The organism is Paraburkholderia sp. BGA-UO-ETr-F12 (assembly GCF_059567945.1).
The window spans coordinates 297,654-314,086 of sequence record NZ_JCAQOZ010000056.1; the positions used below are offsets into that span (position 1 = coordinate 297,654).

At 64.4% G+C, this 16,433-nt stretch carries 14 protein-coding genes; 3 read left to right on the forward strand and 11 right to left on the reverse strand.

The genetic code is table 11. The features are described from left to right. Positions 1 to 26 precede the first annotated feature (26 nt). Genes AC57B6_RS25330 through AC57B6_RS25360 form a run of 7 tightly spaced genes read right to left on the reverse strand, consistent with a single transcriptional unit; the run spans position 27 to position 8,026 of the window. Positions 27 to 983 (reverse strand): glycosyltransferase family 4 protein, encoded by a 957-nt coding sequence (locus AC57B6_RS25330; protein WP_496422319.1) that lies wholly within the window; start codon positions 981 to 983, stop codon positions 27 to 29. Continuing rightward, on the reverse strand, positions 973 to 2,106 hold the full coding sequence (locus tag AC57B6_RS25335; RefSeq protein WP_496422320.1) for a glycosyltransferase family 9 protein: 1,134 nt from the start codon (positions 2,104 to 2,106) through the stop codon (positions 973 to 975). Before AC57B6_RS25335 ends, AC57B6_RS25330 begins: the two co-directional genes overlap by 11 nt. Then, positions 2,103 to 3,119: a glycosyltransferase family 2 protein gene (locus AC57B6_RS25340; RefSeq protein ID WP_278495183.1), complete on the reverse strand. Its 1,017-nt coding sequence runs from the start codon at positions 3,117 to 3,119 to the stop codon at positions 2,103 to 2,105. The genes AC57B6_RS25335 and AC57B6_RS25340 overlap by 4 nt, the downstream gene beginning before the upstream one ends. Further along, positions 3,116 to 4,861 carry a carbamoyltransferase family protein gene (locus tag AC57B6_RS25345; RefSeq protein ID WP_496422321.1) on the reverse strand — a complete coding sequence of 582 codons (1,746 nt, stop codon included), beginning with the start codon at positions 4,859 to 4,861 and terminating at the stop codon, positions 3,116 to 3,118. Before AC57B6_RS25345 ends, AC57B6_RS25340 begins: the two co-directional genes overlap by 4 nt. Positions 4,862 to 4,885: 24 nt before the next feature. Further along, complete coding sequence (gene waaF / locus AC57B6_RS25350; RefSeq protein WP_496422322.1) at positions 4,886 to 6,121, reverse strand: lipopolysaccharide heptosyltransferase II; 1,236 nt, start codon at positions 6,119 to 6,121, stop codon at positions 4,886 to 4,888. Further along, positions 6,118 to 6,723: a D-glycero-alpha-D-manno-heptose-1,7-bisphosphate 7-phosphatase gene (locus tag AC57B6_RS25355; RefSeq protein WP_496422323.1), complete on the reverse strand. Its 606-nt coding sequence runs from the start codon at positions 6,721 to 6,723 to the stop codon at positions 6,118 to 6,120. The genes waaF and AC57B6_RS25355 overlap by 4 nt, the downstream gene beginning before the upstream one ends. 7 nt (positions 6,724 to 6,730) lie before the next feature. Continuing rightward, positions 6,731 to 8,026 (reverse strand): glycosyltransferase family 4 protein, encoded by a 1,296-nt coding sequence (locus AC57B6_RS25360; protein ID WP_496422324.1) that lies wholly within the window; start codon positions 8,024 to 8,026, stop codon positions 6,731 to 6,733. Positions 8,027 to 8,372: 346 nt separating this feature from the next. Between AC57B6_RS25360 and AC57B6_RS25365 the strand changes: the two genes are divergently transcribed. Continuing rightward, a complete protein-coding gene (locus AC57B6_RS25365; RefSeq protein ID WP_496422325.1) occupies positions 8,373 to 11,069 on the forward strand; it encodes an ATP-binding cassette domain-containing protein in 2,697 nt (898 codons plus the stop codon). A gap of 45 nt (positions 11,070 to 11,114) precedes the next feature. Here the strand turns inward: AC57B6_RS25365 and AC57B6_RS25370 are convergent, their stop codons facing one another. The 4 genes from AC57B6_RS25370 to AC57B6_RS25385 form a co-directional block, all read right to left on the reverse strand. Next, entirely contained in the window at positions 11,115 to 12,059 is a 945-nt protein-coding gene (locus AC57B6_RS25370) for a glycosyltransferase family 2 protein (protein ID WP_496422326.1), read from the reverse strand. A 53-nt stretch (positions 12,060 to 12,112) separates the two neighbouring features. After that, the gene (locus tag AC57B6_RS25375; protein WP_474631306.1) at positions 12,113 to 12,835 is read right to left on the reverse strand and encodes a PIG-L deacetylase family protein; all 723 of its coding nucleotides are present in this window, start codon (positions 12,833 to 12,835) and stop codon (positions 12,113 to 12,115) included. 101 nt (positions 12,836 to 12,936) lie between these two features. Further along, the gene (locus tag AC57B6_RS25380) at positions 12,937 to 13,155 is read right to left on the reverse strand and encodes a hypothetical protein (RefSeq protein ID WP_030099101.1); all 219 of its coding nucleotides are present in this window, start codon (positions 13,153 to 13,155) and stop codon (positions 12,937 to 12,939) included. Between the two features lie 153 nt (positions 13,156 to 13,308). After that, positions 13,309 to 13,515 carry a hypothetical protein gene (locus AC57B6_RS25385; protein ID WP_082094441.1) on the reverse strand — a complete coding sequence of 69 codons (207 nt, stop codon included), beginning with the start codon at positions 13,513 to 13,515 and terminating at the stop codon, positions 13,309 to 13,311. A gap of 224 nt (positions 13,516 to 13,739) precedes the next feature. Here AC57B6_RS25385 and AC57B6_RS25390 point away from each other — a divergent pair, with 224 nt between their 5' ends. Then, positions 13,740 to 15,638 (forward strand): AI-2E family transporter, encoded by a 1,899-nt coding sequence (locus AC57B6_RS25390; protein ID WP_496422327.1) that lies wholly within the window; start codon positions 13,740 to 13,742, stop codon positions 15,636 to 15,638. 179 nt (positions 15,639 to 15,817) lie between these two features. Beyond that, positions 15,818 to 16,372 (forward strand): type 1 glutamine amidotransferase domain-containing protein, encoded by a 555-nt coding sequence (locus AC57B6_RS25395; protein ID WP_496422328.1) that lies wholly within the window; start codon positions 15,818 to 15,820, stop codon positions 16,370 to 16,372. Positions 16,373 to 16,433: the final 61 nt, after the last annotated feature.

A 16,433-nucleotide genomic window follows, 5' to 3' on the forward strand; every position in this document is an offset into this window, starting at 1 on the left:
TGCTTGAGCTGCGTTTGCGCCACCGGTCAGGCGGTGACGTTCAGCAGCGTGTCGTGCCAGTCCTGCGCAAAACGGTCGATATGGAAACGCTCCAGCGCGGTGCGCCGTGCGCCTTCGCCGAGACGCCGCGCCTCGGCGGGATCGCGCAGCAGCGCGGTCATGGCGTCCACCAGCGTATCCAGGTCGGTATGAACGAAGCCGTTCTCGCCATTGCGGATCACGGTGGCGAGTTCGGTCGTGGCGAGGCCGACGATCGGCATGCCAATCGTCATCGCCTCCACGATCGCGAGCCCGAGGCTGGTCCAACGAATCGGATTGAAAAAGAAGCGATAGCGCGCGCTGAACGCGGCCAGATCGAGATTGCCGATTTCGCCGATACCGCCGAGCCTCGCGGCGTCCATGCCGACCAGATCGAGCGGCACGCGGGTGCGCGCCGCGTTGAAGACATCGGCGCCCAGACGCCGTCCGCGTTGCGCCAGATGATTCACCACCACAATGCCGCGCTCCAGCTCACCGCTATAACGCGCGCCTGCGGGCACCAGTACACCGTGCTCGATCACGCGCGTCGGCGTGACGCCGCAATCCCACATCAACCGGTTGAAATGGGTGACGTGGACCATCAGCGTGTCGGGGTCGTCGACCCAATGCCACTGCTGGAACGGATTGTCCTGCGGCGGATCGTGCTCGATATAGACGCGCGGCAGACGCTGCTGCGCGGCGCTCAACAGATGTTCGCGGTCGTACTCCCAATGCGTTTTGTGCTGATACAGAATCACGTCGAATGGCTGGTTGGGCACGTCGTCAGCACGAATCTCATGGACGTTGGCGCCCCACGGCAGCACGCCGACCTTGCCCGCGTAACCGGGCGGATGACCGGGTTTCGTGACGAGGTAGAACTCGTGCGGCGCCTGAGTGAGGTAATACAGATAATTGCCGTGCACGTGCCAGGTCAGAACGCGCAGCCGGCGGCAGTTACGCAGCATGATGCGTCTCCTTGAAGGGACGGGCGTTCCCGTGTAACGCGTTCGGCGCGCCGGGTTGCGCCCCCGGCACCTGCGCGAGCTGCGCGCGCGCCGCTTGCACGACCTGAGCAACGCTCACGTTCAGCGCGCACGGATGACCGTACGGACACTCACGGAACATGCACGGCCGGCATGCCGGATAGTCGGCGAGTACGCGGTGCAGCGCGTGGTCTAACGGCGCCCAGCGGCGCGTGTCGCTGCCCGAGGCGATCACCACGGAGGCTGTGGCCACGGCCGCCGCGATGTGCGAGATGCCGGTGTCGTTGCAGACCACCAGCCGCGCGTGCGCGACCAGCGCGGCAAGTCCGCCGAGCGAAGTGGCGCCCGCAAGATGTAGCGCGGGGGAGGTCATCGCGCCTAATACCGCGCCGGTCAGCGGGGCTTCTGCTGCCGTTCCGGTAATGGCGATCTGCCAGCCGGCGCCCGCCAGACTGTCGGCCACCGCGGCGAAGCGGTCCGCTGGCCAGCGGCGCGACGGCAACTGCGCGCCCGGATGGATCAGCACGAGCCGCTGTGCTTCCACGCCATGAGCCGCCACCAGCGCGGCATATTCCTCCCTATCCTCAACATTCAGCGGAAACGCCGCTTGCCGCTCTGTCGCGGGCGCACCCAGCGCTTGCATCAACTTCAGATAGCGGTCGGCCTCGGGCAGATCCTTGGGCCAGTCGATGAAGCAGCCCTGCCGTGCCGCTTCGTCAGGCTGCACGAAGCCGGCTTGCGCTTTGGCGCCCAATTCGAGCAGCAGATCATTGGCAATGCCGCCGCTACCATGCAACTGGATAGCCAGATCGAAACGCCGCGCGCGCATCCGCGAAAAAAAGCCCGGCAACCCGGCGTTCGTTTCGGCCTGCTCCGGAAAACCGACTGCGCCGGGAAATACGATCAGTTCATCGACGAGATCCTGGTAGCGTTCGACAAACGTCTGCGCCCAAGGCAGCCCGAGCAACGCGATATGCGCGTGCGGCGCCGCACGGCGCAATGCCCGCAGCGCCGGGACGGCGCACAGCATGTCGCCGAGATGCAGCGCGCGGAAAACGACGATGCGGCGTGGCGCAAGGGCGCCGAGGAACGTGGCTTCAGTCATGGAAAGAACACCTTGAAGCGAAAGGCGCCATACAGCCGCCAATAGATCGAAAGAAACGGAATCGGAACCGACGTCCAGACCATTTCGGCGACGTGCCGCCAGCTTCGATCGCGGTTGCTCAAGCGCATCACGCAGAAGTAGCTGGTCAACGCCACCCACACGAGCAGCGCCGCGAGCGCGGTGCGAAAATCGCGGGCCAGACCGGCGATTAGTGCGATGAGCGCGGCGCACAGAATCGCGTAGTACAAAAGCGGTGGCGTTGCGCGAATGCGTGCTTTGAATAGTCGTGGGTGCTTCTTGTAAAGCAGTGCGTCGAACTGGCTCTTCTTCTGTTGCGCGATGCTCACGCCCCAGCGTGCGGGCCGGACCGGATGCACGACCACGGCATCCGGCGCGCGCACTATTTCCCCACCGGCTTGCAGCAACGAAAATTGCAGGTCGGAGTCTTCGCGCCAGGCCGACGTGAAGCGCTCGTCGAAGCCGCCTGTTTTCACGAGAAATGCGCGCGCGACGAAGGCGTTGGCGGTGGCGAACTCGGCCCGTTCGAGGCCGCTGGCGTCGGCCTCGTAATCGGTAGGGCGTTCCGGCAGCGGCACTACAATCGCGCCCGACGCGGCCGCTGCGCCGTTCGCGAGCGCCGCGACGCCGGCTGTGAGCCAATGTGGATCGGGCAACGTGTCGTCGTCGGTAAAAGCGATCAGCGGCGAGCGCGCCTCGCGCCAGCCCGAATTGCGCGCGCCGGCCGGCCCCTGGGTGCGCGTTACCGGCACATAGTGCACCGCCAGCCCGCGCCCGGCCTGCGCCCGTGCGAATTGCGCAACGCAGTGGCGGGTGGCGTCGTCGGGGCCGTCGTCGCATACGATGATCTCGTAGCGCCCGGCAGGAAAATCCTGCCGGCACAAAGCGTCCAGGCACGCAGCCAACATTTCCGGGCGGCGATAGGTCGGCACCACTACGGAAACCTCCAACTGAGCCGGCCGTGCGCCCGTACCGTCTGCAGCGGACAGACTCATACGCGTCCCCCCGTTTTTTCGATGAGGAACGGACCGATCACGAGCGCGTCGAGCGGCGAGGTCCAGAAAGACTCCACGGCATCGCGTGGCGAATTCACCATCGGTTCGCCGCGCGTATTGAACGAGGTGTTGACCAGAATCGGCACACCCGTGCGCTGCCTGAACGCATCCAGCAGGTCGTAGTACAGCGCATGCTGCGCGCGGTTCACGGTCTGCACGCGCGCTGTGCCGTCCACATGCCGCACCGCCGGAATGCGCTCCGCCTTCTCCGCGCGCACGTCGAACACGAACAGCATGAACGGCGCGACCTTGCCGTTCACGAACCACTCGTGCGCGTGTTCTTCCATCACGACCGGCGCCACCGGACGAAAATCCTCACGGTCCTTGATCTCGTTGAGCTTTGCCTGCATCCGCGGATCAGTCGGTGAGGCGAGAATCGAACGCGCGCCAAGCGCACGCGGGCCGAATTCCGTGCGGCCCTGATACCAGCCGATCACTTTGTCGTTCGCGAGCAGAGCGGCGGTCTCGGCGGCGATGTTGTCGAGGCGGCGGTAAGGCACCTTCGACCAGCTCAGGAACTGTTCGATTTCCGCTGCGCTGTATTCCGGGCCGAGATATGCGTGGTCCATCTTCCAGCGACGTGTCCGGTCGCCGTGTGCGGCTCGTTCGCGATAGTCGATCCATAGCGCCGCACCGAGCGCGGTTCCGGCGTCGCCGGCCGCCGGCTGAACCCAAACGTCGTCGAATGGGCCGGCGTCGCGCAGTTTCGAATTCATCACGCAGTTCAACGCCACGCCGCCGGCCATGCTGAGTTTGCTCAAACCGGTCTGCCGGTGCAGCCAGCCGGCCAGTTGCAATACCGTCTCTTCCAGCACGCGCTGCAACGAATGCGCGATATCGAAGTGGCGCTGTTCGAGCGGGCCGCCACGTTCGCGCGCTGGGCCGAAGCGTTCGACCAGACGCGGGGCGTCGACGGTGTAGCTGCCGTCATTGCGATAGCGAACGATCTCACGGAATACATCGACATACGCGGGTTTGCCGTACGACGCGAGCGCCATCACCTTGTATTCGTCCGACGAGTGCAGAAAGCCCAGCCAGTCAGTGACAGCTTCGTAGAGCAAGCCCAGCGAATGCGGCAGTTCGACCTGCTTGAGCCGCGTGTATTCGCCGCCGACAAACTGCCCCATGCTGGTGGTCACGCCTTCGCCGCGGCCGTCCATGGTCAGTACGGCCATGTCGTCGAACGGCGCGGCGAGAAAGGCGCTCGCTTCGTGCGCGAGATGATGCTCGACGAAGTGCCACGTGAAGCCCTTGTCCCGATCCACGCCCTGAAAACGTTTCTTCAGATGATGCGGCGCGCCGTCGAGCAGTTGTCCTTTTGCATTCGCGATATAGCTGAGAAACAGTGGGTCCCATGGCGAAGCGGCCGGGTCTGAAAGACGCGTGTTGGCCGGATCGAACGGCAACTCGATGGTCGCGCCGGGTCGGCTCGGCATGCCGCCGAACAAGGTGGGATCGTACGAGTAGGCGACATGGTCGACGTCGGCCAGCGTAATGCCGGCGGCCTTCAGGCAATAGTCGATCGCGTCGAAGGGCAATTGCCAGGTCGAGAACGGCACGGGCCGCTTTGCATGTTTGACGTGCGTGAAGCGTTCGTCTTCGGCGGCGGCGAGCACGACACCGTCGCGCAGCAGGGCCGCGGCGCTATCGTGATAGACGGCATTGATTCCGAGTGTGTACATGGTCGTTCGCAAAAGAGAAGGGTTTCAGGGAGCGATCGGTTCATCGGCAAGAGGCGGCGCCGCGGTGCGGTCGGGCTCGCTTGCTGCAGCGCGAGCCGCGTTGCGCACAGCCGCCTCGGCGCGCAAGTCGAGCGCCGCCTGCACGACTTCGCCCGGCGTGACACCGAGCAGGCAGGCGTGATGATGTTGCGGACACACGCTGCGATAACACCAGCGGCACTCGACGTCGTGAAACAGCACGCGTTGCGGCGTTTGCCATGGCGTGTGCTGCGGATTGGTCAGCGCGTAGAGGTCGACCACCGGCGTGTTCAACGCGGACGCGAGATGCACCGGTCCGCTGTTATTGGAGACGAGTACGCTGGCGCCCTCGATCAGCGCGCCGAGTTCGCCGAGCGTGAGCGCGCCGCTGAGATCGTGCAGCTGCGAGCGCACGCCTGGCGCGGCGGCGCGGATCACGGCTTCGACCAGCGGCCGCTCGCTCGAGCCACCGGAAATCAGCAGCGGCGCGCCGGTTTCACGGACGAGGCGCGTGGCGACTTCGCCGAACCGCTCGGGCGGATAGCGGCGCGAAGCGGCTGTGGCCCCAGGATGCAGCACGATCCAGCCGACTTCTCGATCGACGCCGCGTGCAACGAGTTGCGCCTGCAGCGTGCGGCGCTCGGCATCCGAAACGCGAAAGCGCATGCCCGTATCCTGCGCATGCGCGCCGATATGGCCGACGAGATCGAGTTGCCGCTCCACCTCATGGCGGGTGCGCTGCTGCGGTTCAGGTTCGCGCAGCCAGTCGGTCAACAGCGCGTAGGGATTCTCGCGGCAATGCGCGAGGCGGCGCGGAATGCCGGCGAGGTAGCAAAGCATGGCGGCGGGCAGCGGGCTTTGACTGTAGACCGTGAAAATCACCGCGGCATCGAAACGGCCGCTACGCAAGCGCTCCTGCATGCGATGGTCGTCGAGCAAACTGCGCGCATTGCTCGAGGGCTGCGCGACCCACGGCGCGTCGTACTCGATCACGTCGTCGACGTCGTCGAGAAAGGGCGCGAGCGCGACACCGCTGCGCGACGCCAGCAAAGTGACATGACGATCGGGCGCCGAGTGGCGCAGCGCACGCAGCGCGGGCGTGGTCATCAAGACGTCGCCGAGATTGTCGAGTCGCACGCACAGAATTCGCCTGACGTCCTCGCCCCACCGCGCGGGCGGCGACGTATCGGGTACCCGTGCATGCGCGAGCGTAGGTTGGGGGAGTAGCAGCGGGGCATTCATCGCGTGGCTTCCCCGCGCGGCCACGCAGCGTATTCGTCCGCATTGCGCCGGCTCGCGATCAGCGTTGCTGCCTCGTGCAGATTGACCGCCCGCGCCGTCGGCACGCGGCACTGCCCGTCGAGCCACTCGGTCTCGTGACCGTTGTCGAGCAGCACCGTGCGGCAACCCGCGCGGTTGCCGGCCTCGACGTCGTCGAGAATATCGCCGACGAACCAGCTGCTCGCGAGGTCGAGCCGGTGTTCATGCGCCGCGCGCAGCAGCATGCCTGGTGCGGGCTTCCGGCAACTGCACAAGGCCGCATAGCGCGCGACGCTGCCGCGTGGGTGGTGAGGGCACCAGTACACGCCACTCAAGGTCGCGCCGCACCCGGCAAACAGACGATGCAATTCGGCTTCGACCCCATGCAACGCGGTAACGTCAAATTTGCCCAACGCGACGCCGGACTGATTGCTGATAACGAATAGCGCGACGGGTAACGTGGCGAGTAGCGCCAGCGCTTCGCGCGCGCCGGGCGCGAGGCGCATCCGCGAACGGTCGACGTTGTACGGCACGTCGTCGAGCAGCGTACCGTCCTTGTCGAGGAAGACAGCGGCTTGCATCATCCGGACGTCAACGGAAGGCTGCGCCGGCCGCAGCGCGTTTTGGCAGCGCGATACGCTCGGAGTCGCCGGTGGCCGGCGCGAGACCCGCGGCGCGCGCATAGATTTGCGCGAGCGACTCGCCGACGCCCTTCCACGTGAACGCTGCGCGGGCCCGCGCGAGTCCGGCCTCGCCCATGCGGCGTGCAAGGTCGGGGTCGCGCCGCAATTGGGCGAGGCGCGCGGCCAGCGCAGCCGGATCGCGTGGCGGCACGAGGAAGCCGGTCAGGCCGTCGGCGACCGAAAAGCGAATACCGCCGACGTCGGCGCCGATCACCGGTGTGCCGCAAGCCATTGCCTCGACCGGCGTGATGCCGAACGGTTCGTACCAGGGCGTGGTCACGAACACATCCGCGGCGCTGTAGAAATAGCGCAGCTGCGCCCGGCCGCGTCGGCCAACGAAGACGGTCTGCTCCGCCACGCCCGATTCGTGCGCGATGGCGCGCAGCCGCGCAATCTCGGGCGTCGCGAGTTCGTTCGGCGCGTCCGAGTTGCCGCCCACCACGTAAAGCCGCGCGCTTGCCCCAAACGTCTGCTTGAGGAGCCCGACGCCGCGCACCACGTTGTCGATGCCCTTGCGTTGCACGAGACGGCCGAGTTGCAGCACGATGAATTCGTCCTGCTGCCAGCCGAGCGCTTCGCGAGCAGCACGGCGCTCCACGGGCCGGAATTCGTCTGCGTTGAAGCCGCACGGCACGATCTGGATACGCGCCGGATCGGCGTCATAGTGTTCGACCAGGTCGGCTTCGTCCTGCGGACACTCGGCCACGACAATGTCCGAGCGGGCGACGAGGTCGTCTTCGATCGCGAAGCGTTCGTCCGGGAAGCCGTCGTCCGCCCCTTGATGAATCCGGCGCACCCGGCCCAGCGCGTGGAAAGTCGTTACCAGCGGTACGCCGAGCGCGGCCTTGACTTTCAGCGCGGCAAGCCCGGACATGAAGAAGTTCGCGTGAATAACGTGGTACGGCTCGCGCTCGCCGCGGAAGAACTCGATCAGGAAGGCCGCGAATTCATCCATGAACGGCAGCAATTGCTCTTTCGGCAACTGTTTTGGCGGCCCGGCGGGAACATGGATCACACGCACGCCGTCCATGTCGGAAGCGAGCGGCAGCAATGCGCGGTCGCGCCGCGTGAAAACATCGACCTGATGCCCCATCGCCACGAGCTCGCGCGCGACGTTGGCGACATAGATATTCTGTCCGCCACTGTCGACTCCTCCGGCAACAGCGAGTGGCGAGGCGTGTTCACTGACGAGAGCGATTTTCATGGCGTTCCTTCGCAAAGGGGCAGAGTCGGGGGGCTGTGGGGTTTGTAGCGCCCGAGCATGCGCTGTGCCAATCGCCGATTGCAGCCCGCATAGAAATGCAATGCCCCGTGTAGATTGGCGAAGCGCGCTAATGGCCTCCGAACCCGTGACAAGAAACGCTGTGGCGTTCCCTGTTTTACAAGCGCGGATGTAAGGCTGGGTGCGTGGAAATTTCTTCCGTACTGCCACGCATATGGTCGGAGGAGGTAGAAGATTTGCAAAAACGGCAATACGTATGCCGTTTTCCGAATGCCGCGGGCGTGCGGCTTGCTGCGCGTTCGCGTCGAGATGCAGTATCCGGGACCCCATGACACATTCACCGAACCCGCCATCTTCTGCGCGATTACCCCGTTCCCAGCTCACCAGTCGGATCGTTTCCGAGCTCGCGCGCGCCGTATGGCGCTATCGCAAACAGACGGTGCTGTCGATTTTGCTGATGGTGGCGGCCAAGCTGGCGGTGGTGCTGATTCCGCTGGTTTTGAAACATATCGTCGACGGACTCGGCCATCCCGTTGCGCAGGCACTATTTCCCGTTTTTCTGGTATTGGCATATGCGTTGCTGCGCTTCCTCGGCGACGCGCTCAACGAAGCCCGCGATGTGGTCTTCAGCATCGTCACGCAGCGAACCGTGGCCGCATTCACCGAGAGAACGTTCGCGCACCTGCACCGTATGAGCGCGCGGTTTCATACCCGGCGAGAAACCGGCGCAATCGTGCGCGACGTACAGAAAGGCGCGGACGGTATCGGCTTTTTGCTGGGCGTCGCCTTGTTCACCATCGTGCCGACGGCCTTTGAGATCGCGGCGATCGTCGCGATCATGGTGCGCGGCTACGCGCGCGAATTCACACTGGCGATTGCCGCCACCTTTGGCTGCTACGCGGTCTATACGTTCATTTTCACGCGGCGGCGGGTTGCATTTCAACGCGCTGTCAATTTACTCGAGGCGAAATCGGACGGGCGGCTGGTCGACAGTTTGCTGAACTACGACACCGTTAAGTACTTCGCAACCGAGGAGACAGAAACACGGCGGCTCAGCGAAGTGCTGGAACAGTGGGTACACGCCAGAACGGCGAATCAGCGTGCGTTGACCGCGTTGCATGTTGGACAGAGCGCGGTGATTGCGCTCGGCATTGCGGCGATCATGCTGCTCGCGGCGCAACGTGTGGTGGGCGGCACCATGAGTGTCGGCGATCTGATTCTGGTTAATGCGTACCTGATTCAGATCTGCATGCCCCTGAATACGCTCGGCTTCGTCTTTCGCGAGACTAATGACGCGATGGTCAACGTCGAGCGCATGTTCGCGATTCTCGCGGCGCGCGGGCGAGTGGGCGAGGACATCGACGAACCCGCCGCGCAACCGCTGGTCGTGAGCGTGGGCAAGATCGACTTCGAGCACGTGGACTTTGGCTACGACCCGGCGCGGCCGATCCTGCGCGATGTCGATTTCCATGCCTATGCGGGCAAGACGCTGGCCGTGGTCGGCGGCAGCGGGTCGGGCAAGTCGACCATTGTGAAGCTCTTGTTCCGGCTCTATCAGCCCGACCGTGGCGCCATCCGGATCGACGGCCAGGATTTGAGCAAGGTGACGCAGCAAAGCCTGCGCGAAGCCATCGGCATCGTGCCGCAAGACACCGTGCTGTTCAACGAGACGATTGCCTACAACATTGCGTACGGGCGGCCCTCCGCCACGCGTGCGGATGTCGTGCGCGCCGCGCGTGCCGCACAACTGGACGAGTTCATCGAGCGGCTGCCGGATCATTACGACACCCGCGTCGGCGAACGTGGCGTGCGCCTGTCGGGCGGTGAGCGTCAGCGCATCGCGATTGCTCGCGCCATTCTGAAAGACCCGCGCATTATCGTTTTCGACGAGGCGACGTCGGCGCTCGACACGCGCTCCGAGCGCGCGATCCAGACCGAATTGACACGCCTCGCACAAGGCCGCACGTCGATCGTGATCGCGCATCGGCTTTCCACCGTGGTGGACGCGGACTGGATTCTCGTGATGGAGCATGGCCGCGTGGTCGAACAGGGCACGCATCGGGAACTGCTGTCGCGTGACGGCGTGTACGCGAAAATGTGGTCGCTGCAAGGGCAGCAAGGTGAACTCGAGCATGCGCAGCGCAAGCTGACCGCGCAATCGGTCAGCCTCGCCACGTTGACCTCCGGCGCGGTCGACGCGCTGCACGACGAAATCGCCGCGCGGCACGTGGCCGTGCAGGTGGAACTCAGCGACAGCGATTTGCGCGTGACCGGCGATCCTGGCGTTCTGCAACCCGCGATCGCGGAATTGTGCCGCAACGAAATCGTGCAGGCGCGGCCCGGCGAGCGGATCGTGTTGCGGGTCGAGCGGCATAACAACCATGCGTGGCTCAGCGTGCTGGGGTCGGGCGACAAGCCGGCGGAGCTATCGGAGTCGGCGGCGCAGCGCATGGAAGCGACGCTCGCCAGCGCGGGCGGCGCTTTTACGCTGATGCCACTGCACGGGCGGCTCGCGTATGTCGCGATACTGCCGCTGCGTGCCGTCGCCGATGCGAGGCCGCACGCGGCGCCGACGCTGCGTGGAGAAGGCGCGAAGCCGCTCGACGATCTGCTTGTGATGGCCATCGACGATCAGGAAGAAGCGCGCGACGCCCTCGAAGCGGTGTTGAGCACGAATGGCGCGCGGGTTCGGCTCGCGTCGTCGGGTGCGGAAGCATTGGATTGGCTAGGACGCACGCAAACGAGCGATTGGCCGAACCTGCTGTTGTGCGATATTGTGCTTGCCGGGGAAGACGGTTACGACGTGTTGCGTCGCATACGCGCGCTCGAAAGCGAACGCTCCGGTAGCACGCATGCGATCTTGCCGGCGATCGCGCTGACCGGCTACGCCGAGACTGAAGACCGTGTGCGTGCCGAACAAGCGGGCTTTAAGGCACATTTGCCGAAACCGGTGGCGCCGGAAAGGCTGATCGCGGAGATCAGGAAGCTGGCAGCCGATCGACCGCGTGCAGCCACGGCTCCTTAAACGCCTTCGCGTTTCGGCCGCTCGCTGCATCAACTCACTATCGGCTCAAGTACGGGCTTCCGTTTCGCCCACGACGGCCTCGGCGCGGTCCTTCGCTGACATCTCGCCCGTCGATTGCTCGACGGCATGCACGCGTTCGCGCAGGCTCAGTACGGCCGGCGGCACTACGCGCCGGCGCGGCAGTGCCCACATGAGTCCGTGCAGCAACGCAACGCTGTCGCGCACGAAGCTGCCTTCACGCGTGAGCGCAGCCAGTGCGCGTAGCGTCGCGCGGCATGCTTGCGGCCACGGCAGACGCAACCATGCGATCCATGCCGCGTTACGCGCGAGCATGCGGCGTCGCAAGCCACTGTCGCGCACAACCGACGGATGATGGTGCACCGTCATTTGCTCGCAATAGACGATTGAATGATTCGTTGCCAGTACGTCGAGCGCCACGAGTTCTTCTTCGCCACCGATAAACAGTCGTGGCTCGTAACCGCCCACGGCGCGAAACAGCGAGGTGCGGAACACGCACGCACCCGCCATGTAGCCGATCAGCGCAGGGCCGGGCAGCCCGTCGCTGCCGAGCGGGCTCGCGCGCATCGCGGCGCAGGTCGGGTCGGTGGTTTCATCATCGCCGACGGCCACGCGCGCGCTGAGCACGCCCACGGTCGGCCACGCGTCGAGCAGTTGCACGGCGTGCTCGAGCGAGCCGGGTGCCCACCACGTGTCGTCATCGCAGAAGGCCACGTAATCGGTGCGCACGCACGCGACCGCGCGGTTGCGGCCGGCGGCGCCGAGATTGCCGCCGCATTCGATCACGCGGACCATTGGGAACCGCTTCCTGACGAGCGCGATGGTGCCGTCGCTCGATCCATTGTCGGCGACAACGATAGGTGGATTTTCCGGAAGGGCAAGCAGATGCTCGAGAGTCGTCGTCAGTTCATCGGCCCGGTTGCAGGTCAGGACGACAACGGAAATTCGTTGATCAAACCGTTTCAAATCCATGCAGTGCGTTCCTTCTGGCGACGGGCAGAACAATCGCGCAAGCGCCGTGCCCATCAGATCGCGTTCGAGCGCCATTCGCCCATCCCGGCTGTGCGTTCCTTATCGTGAAGTTGCCAGTAGCGCTCGGGTGCGACGAGACCGGCTCTTCCGTCTGGGCCGAATGCGCGCAACTGACTTTCATACGCGCCAATCGCCGCTTGCTTCATTTGCCGATGCCGCGCATCTGCTTGCGCGCCGAGGTTCTCCTCGGGAGTCGCTGCATAGCCGCGCCTTGCAAGCTCGCCCAGGCGTGACTGCACCACGCCGGGTATGCGCCGGTATGGCACATCTTCATAGACGTACATCGAGGGAGCGGGGATACCCCGCAGCATCGCGAGGCATGCGTCGGCCACCAGTTTGTGGTCTGAATGGAACAGACCCAGTGGAATGACTACTGTCACCGGGTCGACCTTCGTGACTATTTGCGCCAGAGCGGCGGCCAGCGAGTCGAGAGGCGGCGACTGGTGGTATTGCGCGTCGCGGAAAGGAAGATGGATTGGATGGGCGCCCAGTAGGGCGAGAGCGTGGACGTCCTCCGTTTTGCGTGTGGACATCGCTGTGAACGCGTCGGGGAATCCGGACGCCTGGTCCCAGTCGGTCGTCATGTTATTGCTCGGTGCTCCAGCGAAAACAGTACACACGAGCGCCGCCGGACGGGTGGCAAGCAGCAGGCCGCAACTGAGAACCGCGTCGTCTAGATGCGGCGAGATGACGAGCAGGCGTTCATGCAATGTCATTGCCATAGCGAGCTAGAAACGGCCCCTTGCATTGGGTCGCAAAGACTTTGGCCTTACGCCGATCAGGTCGCCGCACGCGCCCCTTCCGTCTGTGGGAGACGTCACGGCGAATGTTCATCGATCCAGGCAACGGCGCGCTCGCGTGCAAGCGCCATTGCCTCATGTTCGTCGACGAACGGCAGATGGAATTCCATCTCGTGTGTATCTTCGGCAACAGCGGCATCGACCTGCGAGTTATAGATGCGCGCATAGCTCACGATCTCGCCGTCGATCAGGCTGGCCGAGACATGGATGGAGTATCCGTTGTATTGACTTTCCATGATGCGCATTCCGAAGAAAGATGGCACGTTGGCGAGAACATTGCCGGAGGACTCGCGCGACGGGACGTAAGGTTCGTGATCTACGCGCTGTTGTAGAGGTTACAGATCAGCTAACCGGACTGCATCCTCATAGCCATTCGAGCGGATAATTCGTCAGCGCGTCTTCCCGCCTCCGTCCATACCTGCTCCTCTGCGCCACACCTCCCTTCCTTCTTCGGACAATTCGCCGCTGCTATGCGTTGCATCGGGTTGGGTCCCTTCAACAGCTTTTGGCCCTCCCGGCTGTTCTTGCGCTTGCTGTTTCCGATGTTTCCGTGCGGCGACCCGCTCGTCTTGTGAACGTCCTGCATGGGTATTCATCGTTTCCCTCCGTATGCTGGTCGGTTGACTGGCTTCAGTTCGATGTCGGGCGCGCATAACCTGTGCCTGATCGCGCGTGTCAGTAGACGGGAGGCATGCTGAAAAGACAGCTTTTCTTCGCTGCGCCTGCGGCGGCCCTCCGGCTCGCGACGCCCGCTCGCCAGGTACGGCGCTTGCACAGGGTTCGCTATGCGAATAGCGCCCCTCCCAGCTCGCCCCTCGTCATGAACAGCCACATACCCCCACGTCAGTCGCCGGTCCGCCCGGAACTGGCCCCTGCTGCACAGAGTTTGCGAGCGTTGAATTCGCTGGCGAGCGGCGTGGTCGTAATCGCCGCGCTGTATGTCGGGCGGGGCGTGCTGATTCCGATCACATTGGCCGTGCTGCTCAGCTTCATCGTTGCGCCGCTCGTCGGGTTGCTCAGGCGGCTGCGTCTTGGACGGTTGCCGTCGGTGATCGTCGCGGTGCTATTCGCGCTTTCAGCCCTGTCGGCGGTCGGTGTGCTGATCGGCGCGCAGGTGGCGCAACTGGCGGAGGGGCTGCCGCAGTATCAGCGGACTATTGAACGCAAGCTCAACGTCGTGCAGGAAAATACGCTCGGTCGCGCTGACACGTTGCTCGCGATGACGTCGAATGCGTTAAAGCGCTTTACGCCGCCGTCACGCGACGCGCGCAGGACCGACAACCCGGTTTCCGCGAATGAAAGTGCGCCACTACCCGTCGAGGTGCACGAACCCACGCCGTCGCCGATCGATCTGGCGCAGCGCTATCTGTCGCCCGTGGTCAGTCCTCTCGCGACAGCCGGTATCGTGCTGGTGGTCACCATCTTCATCCTGCTTGAGCGCGAACGCTTGCGTGACCGGATGATCCGGCTCTTCGGCTCGCGCGACCTGCATCGCACGTCAACGGCAATCGGCGAAGCCGCCGGCCGCCTGAGCCGCTACTTTGCGATGCAACTGGCGATCAATGCCGGCGTCGGCGTCGTCGTCGCAATCGGCCTTGCGATCATCGGGATGCCAGGCTCGCTGCTGTTCGGCGTGATGACGGCGCTACTGCGATTCGTGCCGTACGTCGGCGCCTGGATCGCGGCATTCATGGCCACGGTCATGGCCGCGGCGGTCAGCCCCGGCTGGTTGATGGCGGTCGGCACCGTGGGTCTCTTCGCCGTGACCGAGGGCGTCGCGAGTCAGTTTATCGAGCCGCTGGTGTACGGGCATGGCAACGGACTGTCGCCGCTTGCCGTGATCGTCGCGGCAATTTTCTGGAGCTGGCTATGGGGAGCGGTGGGATTGGTTCTTTCGACCCCGCTGATGCTGTGCGCGGTAACGCTCGGCCGCCACGTCGAGCGGCTCGAATTCCTCGATGTCCTGTTCGGCGATCGCCCTGGGCTCACGCCGGCAGAAAATCTCTATCAGCGCCTGCTCGCCAACGATCCGATGGAGGCGTTGCAGCAGGCCAACGCAATGCTGAAAACGTGCTCGCTGGCGGCGTATTACGACACCGCCGTGCTGGCCGGCCTGCGGATGGCGCATGCCGACATCCGGCGCGGTGTCGTGCCGGCCGCTCAGATCAGGCTGCTGCGGTCGGCGACGCATGCGGTCGTCGCCGGACTGAAAGAGGCCGGCGATGTGATGGCACTCGGAGCGGACGGCGAGCCGTTGCAACGCGTACCCGTGCTGTGTATAGGCGGTCGCGGCAAGCTGGACGATCTGCTGGTCACCATCGCCGTGCAATTGCTGAACAGGCACGGTTTCGACGCATCGCAGGCAAGCTATGAGCGGTTTGCCGCTGGGCGGCTTGACGAAGCCCGGCTCGCCTCGCATCCGCTGATATGCGTGATTTCGTTCGACGCAAGCGAATTGCCGCCCTATCTGCGGAACTTGGTGCTTCGCTTGAGCGAGGCGCGGTTGTCCCGTGCGGTGGTATTGGGCATGGCGGCGGCAGGCGAATCCACGAGTGACTATTCGTCCGTCGCGGTGCCGGCGCGCACGGTCCCCGTTGTTGCGTCGTTCCAGCAGTTGCTGCGGCGTTGCGCGCAGGCTGCGCAAAAGCAGGCGGAGACGCGAGTAGAGAAGCACGAACAGGGCGATGCCGGTCGCACGCCTGCCGGGACAGATGTATGACGTGAGTTGCGGTTTCCTCGGGCGCGGCAGGCACGGCGCATGCGGCGAATCCTGCGAGCTTTGCTGTTGCACGCTATCGTGCGGCGGTGGCTTTCACGGGCGACGAATCGTCTGGAAGCATCGGACCGGATATGTGATCGTCGCTGATTTTCTGTAGGTTTTCCAATGGAGAAGGAGAAATGGCCAATAAACTCGCAGGCTGCAAGGTAGCGGTGCTCGCGGTTGACGGCTTCGAGCAGGCCGAGTTGCTCGAACCGAAGCGCGCGCTGATGGACGCCGGAGCCGAGGTGCACGTGATTTCGGAAAAACCGGGCAAGATTCAGGGCTTCAAGCACGTCGACAAAGGTGAAACAGTCGACGTGGACGTCACGTTCGATAAGGTCAATCCCGACGATTACGATGCGGTGGTGTTGCCCGGCGGCGTGGTGAACAGCGACGCGATTCGCGTGATTCCGGAAGCACAGGCATTCGTGCGGGCCGTCGACGGCGCCAGCAAGCCCGTGGCGGTGATCTGTCATGGCGGCTGGCTGCCGATCTCGGCGGGCATCGTCAAGGGCCACAAGATGACGAGCTGGCCAAGTTTGCATGACGATATCCGCAATGCCGGCGGTACGTGGGTGGACGCACAGGTTGTCGAGGATGGCAACTTCATCACGAGCCGCAAGCCGGATGATCTGCCCGCATTCAACAGGAAACTGATCGAGCAACTCTCGAGTCAGCCGCGCCGCGCGTAATAGGCGCACGGCCGCTGTCCGCGCTTGCGGGATATCCGCCCGCTGACGCGACGCCGACGAG

Bases quoted from the DNA above. Each gene is read 5' to 3' on its own strand.
- AC57B6_RS25330 (WP_496422319.1), bottom strand. From the start codon at position 983: ATGCTGCGTAACTGCCGCCGGCTGCGCGTTCTGACCTGGCACGTGCAC.
- AC57B6_RS25335 (WP_496422320.1), bottom strand. From the start codon at position 2,106: ATGACTGAAGCCACGTTCCTCGGCGCCCTTGCGCCACGCCGCATCGTC.
- AC57B6_RS25340 (WP_278495183.1), bottom strand. From the start codon at position 3,119: ATGAGTCTGTCCGCTGCAGACGGTACGGGCGCACGGCCGGCTCAGTTG.
- AC57B6_RS25345 (WP_496422321.1), bottom strand. From the start codon at position 4,861: ATGTACACACTCGGAATCAATGCCGTCTATCACGATAGCGCCGCGGCC.
- waaF (WP_496422322.1), bottom strand. From the start codon at position 6,121: ATGAATGCCCCGCTGCTACTCCCCCAACCTACGCTCGCGCATGCACGG.
- AC57B6_RS25355 (WP_496422323.1), bottom strand. From the start codon at position 6,723: ATGATGCAAGCCGCTGTCTTCCTCGACAAGGACGGTACGCTGCTCGAC.
- AC57B6_RS25360 (WP_496422324.1), bottom strand. From the start codon at position 8,026: ATGAAAATCGCTCTCGTCAGTGAACACGCCTCGCCACTCGCTGTTGCC.
- AC57B6_RS25365 (WP_496422325.1), top strand. From the start codon at position 8,373: ATGACACATTCACCGAACCCGCCATCTTCTGCGCGATTACCCCGTTCC.
- AC57B6_RS25370 (WP_496422326.1), bottom strand. From the start codon at position 12,059: ATGGATTTGAAACGGTTTGATCAACGAATTTCCGTTGTCGTCCTGACC.
- AC57B6_RS25375 (WP_474631306.1), bottom strand. From the start codon at position 12,835: ATGACATTGCATGAACGCCTGCTCGTCATCTCGCCGCATCTAGACGAC.
- AC57B6_RS25380 (WP_030099101.1), bottom strand. From the start codon at position 13,155: ATGGAAAGTCAATACAACGGATACTCCATCCATGTCTCGGCCAGCCTG.
- AC57B6_RS25385 (WP_082094441.1), bottom strand. From the start codon at position 13,515: ATGAATACCCATGCAGGACGTTCACAAGACGAGCGGGTCGCCGCACGG.
- AC57B6_RS25390 (WP_496422327.1), top strand. From the start codon at position 13,740: ATGAACAGCCACATACCCCCACGTCAGTCGCCGGTCCGCCCGGAACTG.
- AC57B6_RS25395 (WP_496422328.1), top strand. From the start codon at position 15,818: ATGGCCAATAAACTCGCAGGCTGCAAGGTAGCGGTGCTCGCGGTTGAC.